We start from the raw sequence: 7,049 nt of genomic DNA, 5'->3' as shown, positions 1-7,049 counted from the left end.
CCCCCCCCCCCCCCCCCCCCCCCCCCCCCCCCCCCCCCCCCCCCCCCCCCCCCCCCCCCCCCCCCCCCCCCCCCCCCCCCCCCCCCCCCCCCCCCCCCCCCCCCCCCCCGCCGCCGCCCCCCCCCCCCCCCCCCCCCCCCCCCCCCGGGGGAACGGTCAGTAGTCGTACTGTCCGGCGTTGTCCTTGGTGATGCGCAGCGGCGGGCCGAGCAGCAGCACCTTGGTGCTCTCGTCGAAGGTCACCTCGGGCATGTCCGCGTTGACGTTGTTGGTCGCCTGCAGCTGCTCGCCGTTGGCCAGCTGGACGCCGGCCCACGCGGTCAGGTAGCCCAGGTTCTCGACGTCCCAGAGGATGCTGGCGCTGGACGAGCCGTCCTCGAGGTAGGGCAGCATCGACTGCGGCGTCCCCAGGCCGACGGTGAAGACCTGGCCGGTCTTCCCGGCGTCCCGGACGGCCTGCGCCACGCCCGGCGCCGACGAGGTGCACTCGCCGACCAGCCCGGTGAGGTCCGGGTGGGCGTTCATGAGGTCGGTCGCCATCTGGGTGGCCTGCGCCTGGTCCTCACCGGCGTAGACGATGTCGACGATCTCGGCCTCGGGGTACTTCTCGGCGGTGTAGGCCTTCTGCACCTCGATCCAGGAGTTCAGGTTCTCGGCCGTCTGCCCGCAGGAGACGATCGCGTACTTGCCCGACCCGCCCATCGCCTCCATCAGCGCGTCGGTGAGCGCCTGGCCGATGCCCTCGGTCGAGGCCTGGCTGACGAACACCTCGCGCACCGAGTTCGGTGCGTCGGTGTCCGAGGTGGCCACGGAGATGCCGGCGTCGGCGGCCTGCTGCAGCAGCGGTGCCATCGAGTCGGGGTCGTTGGGGGCGACGATCAGCGCGTCGACGCCCTGCTGGATGTAGGACCGGACGATGTCGGCCTGCGCGGCCGGGTCGGCCTCGACCGGGCCCTGGTAGAGCCAGGTGCAGCCGATCTCCTCGCAGGCGGCCTGCCCGCCGGTGTTCATCGCCTCGAAGTACGGGATGCCCTGCAGCTTCGGCACGAAGGCCACGGTCACGCCGCCGCCGCCCTCGGAGCCGCCCTCACCACCACCGCCGCCGCCGCCCCCACCGCCGGAGGCCGAGCCGCCGCTGCCCTCCCCGCAGGCGGCGAGGGTCAGGGTGGCGGCCAGGCCGAGGGCGACGGCCAACCTCGTCGTTCGGATTCTGCTCATCGGTCACCTCTCGGAGTGGGGGGTCGCCCCCCGCGGTGTCACCGGGCTCGGCGAGCCGGTGGTCCCCAGGAACGTCCGCCGGTCAGGTCGGGATCAGCCCCCGCTCGCCGTCGTCGTCCTGGGTTCGCTCCCGCAGCAGGGCTGCGGCCTGCTCCCGGCGCGGATCGGGGCGCGGGGACCAAGTTCGGAGGTCGGCCGTCCGGGCGACGACCGTGCGGATGTCGGCGATGCCGGCCGGCTCGCCGAGGGCCACGAGCCCGACCCGGCCCCTCCCGGCGCCGAGGTCGACGGCGGCCACGGTGACGGCCGGACGGCGGGCGCTCACCGGTGCTCCTCGGGGACCTCGACCCGGTGGACCCGGGTGCCGGCCCGCTCGATCGCGGCCACGACGGCGGGGTCGGCCGCGGCGTCGGTGTAGAGGGCGGTGACCTCCGACAACGGCGTCGCCGTGTGCAGCGAGAAGCTGCCGAACTTGCTGGAGTCGGCCAGCCCGAACAGCTGGCTGCAGTGGGCGGCGAAGTACTGCTTGGCCTGCGCCTCCTCGAGCGCCATGTCCAGCACGCCCCGCTCGGCGGAGACGGCGTGGGCGCCGATGAAGCCCTTGTCGATGCGCCCGCGCCCGGCGAGGACGTCGCTGATCAGCCCGACGACCGACCGCGCCGACCGGCGCACGATGCCGCCGGTGACCAGCACCGTGGCCTCCGACCGCTCCGAGAACAGCGTCGCGGTCGGCATGCTGTTGGTGATCACCACCAGGGACCGGCGGTGCAGCAGCTCGTGCGCGAGGTAGTGGCAGCTGGTCGAGGAGTCCAGCGCGATGACGTCGCCGTCCTGCACGAGCGGGGCGACGGCCCGGGCGATGGCGGCCTTCTCCGCCCGCCGCGCGCGCAGCCGCGTCTCGAAGGACCCCTCGTCGACCAGCGGTGCGGCGACCGCGCCGCCGCGGACCCGGCGCAGCGCGGCGCGCTGCTCGAGAGCGTCGAGGTCCTTGCGGATCGTGACGGGGGAGACCTCGAGCCGCTGCGCGAGGTCGTTGACCTCCACGCGGCCGGTGGCCCCGAGTGCGGACAGGATCGCCTGGGAGCGGGCGTGCTCGTCCAGCGATGGCACCGCCACCTCCTCGCGTCCGCTGCTGTGACCGGGGTCACTCGGCGCGCGACAAGGTAGAGCCGGACGAAAAGCAACGTCAAGACACGAAAAGGAAACGAAAGCGCCGCGGTTTCACATCGCCGGCCAGGCGGTTTCGCACGACGCGACGGACCGGTCCGGGAACCGTGCCGGACTGGTCCATCGCCCCGTCGGGCGCCCTCCGGGCCTCAGGCGTCGACGGCCGACAGCACCCGGTAGCTCGCCGCCGGCTCGCCGTCCCGCGGCTCGACGCCGCCCACGGCGGCGACCGGGACCGGCGCCACCTGCTGGGCCCCGAGGACGGTCTGCGGGGTGCGGTCGACGCCGAAGCGGAAGACGTCGGGACGGGCGTAGTGGCCGGCCGAGTCGGCGAAGAACCGGGCGAAGGGGATGACCCCCAGGTCCAGGTCGGCGTAGAGGACGGCCTCGTCGTGCCGGTGCGGCTCGGACAGCCACCGGCCGTCGGGTCCCATGAAGCCGGTCATCCCGCCACCCACGGTGGGGGCGTCCGGGCCCTCGGGCACACCGAGCCGGTCCACGATCTCCTCGGACAGGCGCCCCTGGACGACGACCACGTAGGTCTGTGCGCAGATGGCGTGGGCGGCGGCGAGGGTCTGCGAGTAGTGGTCGAAGTTGCCGGCGTTGGGGTCGGCGTGGGTGGCGCTGATGGCCGGCCACGCGGCGACGTGGATCTGCTCGCCGAGCGTGGCGAGGGCGTACTTGTTCAGGTCCATGCTGTGCTCGAAGCAGATGAGCCCGCCGACCTTCGCGAAGCCGGTGTCGACCACGAAGACGTCACGGCCGTCGCCCCGGCCCCACACCGTCCGCTCCGCGTTCGTGGGGACCAGCTTGCGGTGCCGCGCCACGAGGCGGCCCTCGGGGGAGTAGTAGGCCTGGGTGTTGTAGAGCGTGCCGCCGTCGCGCTCGTCCATGCCCATGACCACCCAGGTGCCGGCCTCCTTCGCGGCGGCGGCGAGGGTGTCCGAGGCGCGCCCGGGGAGCTCGACCGAGGCGGCGAACAGCTCGGCGAACAGCGGCGCGGCGTACTTGGCGGTGTGCGACCAGATCCAGCTCGGGTAGCCGGGCAGGTAGGTCTCGGGGAAGGCGACCAGCTGGGCGCCGTTGCGCCCGGCCTCGACGATCAGCTCGGCCGCGCGGGCGACGCCGGCGTCGAGGTCGAGGAACGGAGCGGCGCCGTGGACGGCGGCCACGCGGACGGAGGAGGGTGAGGAGGTCATGGCGCGGACGGTAGGGAGCACGCGGCCTGCGTCCTTGGACATCCGTGCACGGGTGCCCGCGAGCGCACGGCGTACGGTCTGTCGTCCCCGGCCACACCGCGCACCCGCTCCTGACCTCCCTGGACGGCCCGTGACCCCACCCCCCGACGAGGACCGCTTCGAGTCCGGGCCCGCGGGCGGCCTGGAGACGGTCGCCGGCTGGACGGCGGCCGCCTCGCGGATGCTGGTGCCGCTGCGGATGCGCAGCACCGCGGCGAACATCCACGGCCGGATGCGGATGCGCCGATCCGGCGGCGTGCGGCTGTGTCGCCTGCAGGCGACCGGGCACACCGGCGTCCGCACCGGGGAGCTCGCCGGTGGAGCGGGGGCCGGCCACTACAAGGCCGCGGTCGCCCTGGCCGGCAGCGTGTCGGTCGGCCAGCACGGACGGCGCTGCCGGCTCGCGCCCGGGCAGGTGGCGGTCTACGACACCTCGGAGCCCTACGAGGTGGGCAGCGAGCTGCCCTTCGGCGTCCTCATCGCCCTGCTGCCCTCCGAGCTGGTCACCGTCTCGCGGGACCGGGTGGCCGCGGTCTCGGCGACCGTCATGGCCGGTGCCGCAGCCGAGCGGCTGGCCACCCGCCTGCTGGGCGGGGCCGCGGACGGCGGGCTGCCCGGCGAGTTCGACCGGGCGGTCCGGGAGACCCCCCGCTCCCGGGCCGGCGCGGGGACCGGCGACGCGGACCTGGTGGCCCGCGGCCGCGAGGTGGTCGCCCGGCACCTCGAGGACCCCGACCTCGGCCCGGAGCTGGTCGCGGCGGTCCTCGGGGTCTCGCGGCGGCGCCTCTACACCGCCTTCTCCGCCGAGATCGGCCCGGTGGCCGCCTACGTCCGCGGTGAGCGGATGGCGCGGGCCCGCGACCTGCTGCTGGACCCGCGTCGAGACCACCTCGGCGTCGCCGACGTCGCCGTGGCGGTCGGCTTCCCCGACCCGGCGCACTTCAGCCGGGTGTTCCGGGCGGCGCACGGCGTCCCGCCGCGGGTCTACCGCCGGCGGCACCGGGCAGCAGCCGCGGACTGACCCGCCCACGCGGCGGCATCGTGCGGAAGGGGTCCACGCTGCCGGACGGCGCCCCCGGGGCGAGGATCGGGGGACCCGCCCGTCTCTCTCCGCGGAGGCCCCCGTGAGCCGGTTCCCTCGACTGCTGTCCGCGTGCCTGCTGGGCGCGGTCACCACTCTCGGCGGCGCGATCCCGGCCGCAGCCACGCCAACGGCCCGTGCCGTCGAGGTCCACACCGACATCGCCTACGCGCCGGCCGACCCGCCGGAGAGCCGGGGCCACCTGCTCGACCTCTACGTGCCGGACGGTCCTGGGGGCGGCCCCCGGCCGCTGCTGGTCGTCATGGGCGGCAGCGGCTGGCTGGGCGACGACGGGAAGTACCTCGCTCCGCAGTTCGCGCCGCACTTCACCGACGCCGGGTACGTCGTCGCGGGCGTCTCCACCCGGTCGAGCCTGCAGGCGCGGTTCCCCGCCCAGGTGCACGACGTGAAGGCCGCCGTCCGGTGGCTGCGGGCGCACGCGGAGCAGTACGGCATCGACCCCGACCGGATCGCCGTCCTCGGGGACTCGTCCGGCGGTTGGACCGCGACGATGGCCGGGGTGACCGGGTACGTGCCCGAGCTGGAGGGGGACGTCGGCGTCACCGGTCCGTCGAGCGCGGTGCAGGCGGTCGTCGACCTCTACGGGCCCACCGCCTTCCTGCAGATGGACGCGCAGATGCTGCCCGGCGCCTGCGACGCCTTCAACGAGCAGTTCGGCCTCACGGACTGCCACGACGACCCGCGGTCGCCGGAGTCGCTGCTCGTGGGGTGCCCGATCCAGAGCTGCCCGGACGCCGTCCGCGCGGCCGACCCGGCGGCCTACGCCGACCGCGGTGACCCGCCGGTCCTCATCGCCCACGGCCTGGCCGACGCCCTCGTGCCGCACGGCCAGAGCGAGCTGCTGTTCACGGCGCTCGACCGGGCCGGCGTCCCGGCGGTGCTCTACTCCGTGCCGGAGGCCGGGCACAGCCCGACGATCGTCTCGCCGGACCTCCCGGAGGCGCGGGTGCGCACGACGGACGCCTGGCACGGCCGCACGGGCACCCGGCCGACCGTGGAGACGATCGAGCGCTTCCTCGACCGCGCGCTGCGCCCCGGCCGCGGCTGAGGCGCGGCGGCCGGGGCGGTCGCGCCGTCAGGTCTGCCGCGCCTGCCACTGCCGGACCCAGGCCCGGCCGTAGTCGTTGCCGTGCGGCGTGCGCAGGACCGTGTGGATGTGGAAGGTCTTCGGGGAGTCGTAGTCCAGGAAGACCCCGCAGTGGTGGTCGAGCTCGGCGATCAACACCGGCGACTGGAGGCGGTAGTAGAAGACGTCGCCGGGGGCGTGCCCGCCGATCCAGGAGAACCAGGTCCGGTCCAGGTGCTCCTCGACCTCGCGCAGCCGTGCGGCGCGGGGGCCCTCGGGCAGCACCCGGACGAAGGTCTCGGCGATCCGCAGCGCCAGGCGTCGGGCCTCCTCGGGCATCTCTGCGACCCGGACCCCCTCGGGCGGGATGACCCGGTTGTCCTGGAAGGCGCCGGCCAGGTGCCGCTCGTCGCCGGGGTGCACCCGGCCGGGCGGCATGGCCGGGTCGACCATCTGCTGGTAGACCGTCGCCGCGCGCCGCTGGTCGGGGTCCAGGGCCGCCATGAGCGCGGTGCCCAGGTCGATCCGCTCGGCGAACGGGCCGCTGAGGCCGGCGTGCGGGCCCTCGTCGATCTCGTCGGGCTCGGCGCCCAGGAACACCGGCGAGAGCACCATCCGGCCCTCGACCACCAGGCAGTTGACCGCGCAGTGGTGGCCGTAGAGCTGCCAGCCCCAGGGGGCCCGCAGGTCCGGCTCGCCGTAGAGGGCGATGTTGTAGCTCCACTCGCCCAGCACCGTCGGGAGGTCGACGACGTCGCCGAGGAAGCCGTTGATGAGCATCATCGCGTGGGCCAGCTCGAAGCCCTCCGGCGAGAGCGAGGCGCGCACCAGGGCCAGTGCGGCCTCCCGCACCTCCGGCGGCTGGAACTCCAGCCGCAGGCCGGTGTCGAACTGCATGAACTCCGGGTTGGCCCAGGTCTGCCACTCGACGGCGTCCACGGCGAAGGAGATGCGCTCGCGGCCCTCGTCGTCCAGGGCGGCCAGCAGGTCGCGGGCGGAGGCCACCATCGCCTCGACCGGCGCCTCCTCGCCCGGCCGCGCGGGCTCCAGCCGGTACAGCCCCTCTCGGAGGGTGCCGTCCTCGGTGACGCCGCGGAACTGGTTGCGGTACAGCGGCGTCCAGCCCTCGACCAGCCCGCCGGTGAACGTGCCGGGCGTCCGGGCGTGCTCGCGGTAGGTGTAGGGGTCCATGCCGCGGACCTCGGCCAGCCGCGGGTGGTCGTGCGGGAACAGGTACTGGCGGAACTCACCGGACACG

The 7,049-nt window shown here is 75.1% G+C and carries 7 protein-coding genes; 2 read left to right on the top strand and 5 right to left on the bottom strand.

Features of this window, described 5'->3' with window-relative positions; genetic code table 11:
- Nucleotides 1–156 precede the first annotated feature (156 nt).
- The 4 genes from ACI79C_RS22685 to ACI79C_RS22670 form a co-directional block, all read right to left on the bottom strand.
- Nucleotides 157–1,218 (bottom strand): autoinducer 2 ABC transporter substrate-binding protein, encoded by a 1,062-nt coding sequence (locus ACI79C_RS22685; protein ID WP_456947954.1) that lies wholly within the window; start codon nucleotides 1,216–1,218, stop codon nucleotides 157–159.
- 82 nt (nucleotides 1,219–1,300) lie between these two features.
- Complete coding sequence (locus ACI79C_RS22680; RefSeq protein ID WP_456947953.1) at nucleotides 1,301–1,543, bottom strand: hypothetical protein; 243 nt, start codon at nucleotides 1,541–1,543, stop codon at nucleotides 1,301–1,303.
- Nucleotides 1,540–2,328, bottom strand: a complete 789-nt coding sequence (locus tag ACI79C_RS22675) for a DeoR/GlpR family DNA-binding transcription regulator (RefSeq protein WP_456947952.1) — start codon at nucleotides 2,326–2,328, stop codon at nucleotides 1,540–1,542. Before ACI79C_RS22675 ends, ACI79C_RS22680 begins: the two co-directional genes overlap by 4 nt.
- A gap of 206 nt (nucleotides 2,329–2,534) precedes the next feature.
- Nucleotides 2,535–3,584 (bottom strand): carbon-nitrogen hydrolase family protein, encoded by a 1,050-nt coding sequence (locus ACI79C_RS22670; RefSeq protein WP_456947951.1) that lies wholly within the window; start codon nucleotides 3,582–3,584, stop codon nucleotides 2,535–2,537.
- A gap of 130 nt (nucleotides 3,585–3,714) precedes the next feature.
- Here ACI79C_RS22670 and ACI79C_RS22665 point away from each other — a divergent pair, with 130 nt between their 5' ends.
- Nucleotides 3,715–4,644, top strand: coding sequence for an AraC family transcriptional regulator (locus ACI79C_RS22665; RefSeq protein WP_456947950.1), 930 nt, complete (start codon nucleotides 3,715–3,717; stop codon nucleotides 4,642–4,644).
- A 103-nt stretch (nucleotides 4,645–4,747) separates the two neighbouring features.
- Nucleotides 4,748–5,773 carry an alpha/beta hydrolase fold domain-containing protein gene (locus tag ACI79C_RS22660; RefSeq protein ID WP_456947949.1) on the top strand — a complete coding sequence of 342 codons (1,026 nt, stop codon included), beginning with the start codon at nucleotides 4,748–4,750 and terminating at the stop codon, nucleotides 5,771–5,773.
- Between the two features lie 27 nt (nucleotides 5,774–5,800).
- Here the strand turns inward: ACI79C_RS22660 and ACI79C_RS22655 are convergent, their stop codons facing one another.
- Nucleotides 5,801–7,048: a DUF3500 domain-containing protein gene (locus ACI79C_RS22655; protein ID WP_456947948.1), complete on the bottom strand. Its 1,248-nt coding sequence runs from the start codon at nucleotides 7,046–7,048 to the stop codon at nucleotides 5,801–5,803.
- Nucleotide 7,049 lies beyond the last annotated feature (1 nt).

The sequence above is a fragment of the Geodermatophilus sp. SYSU D00697 genome (assembly GCF_054050175.1).
This window is presented reverse-complemented; position numbering and strand designations above follow the sequence as displayed.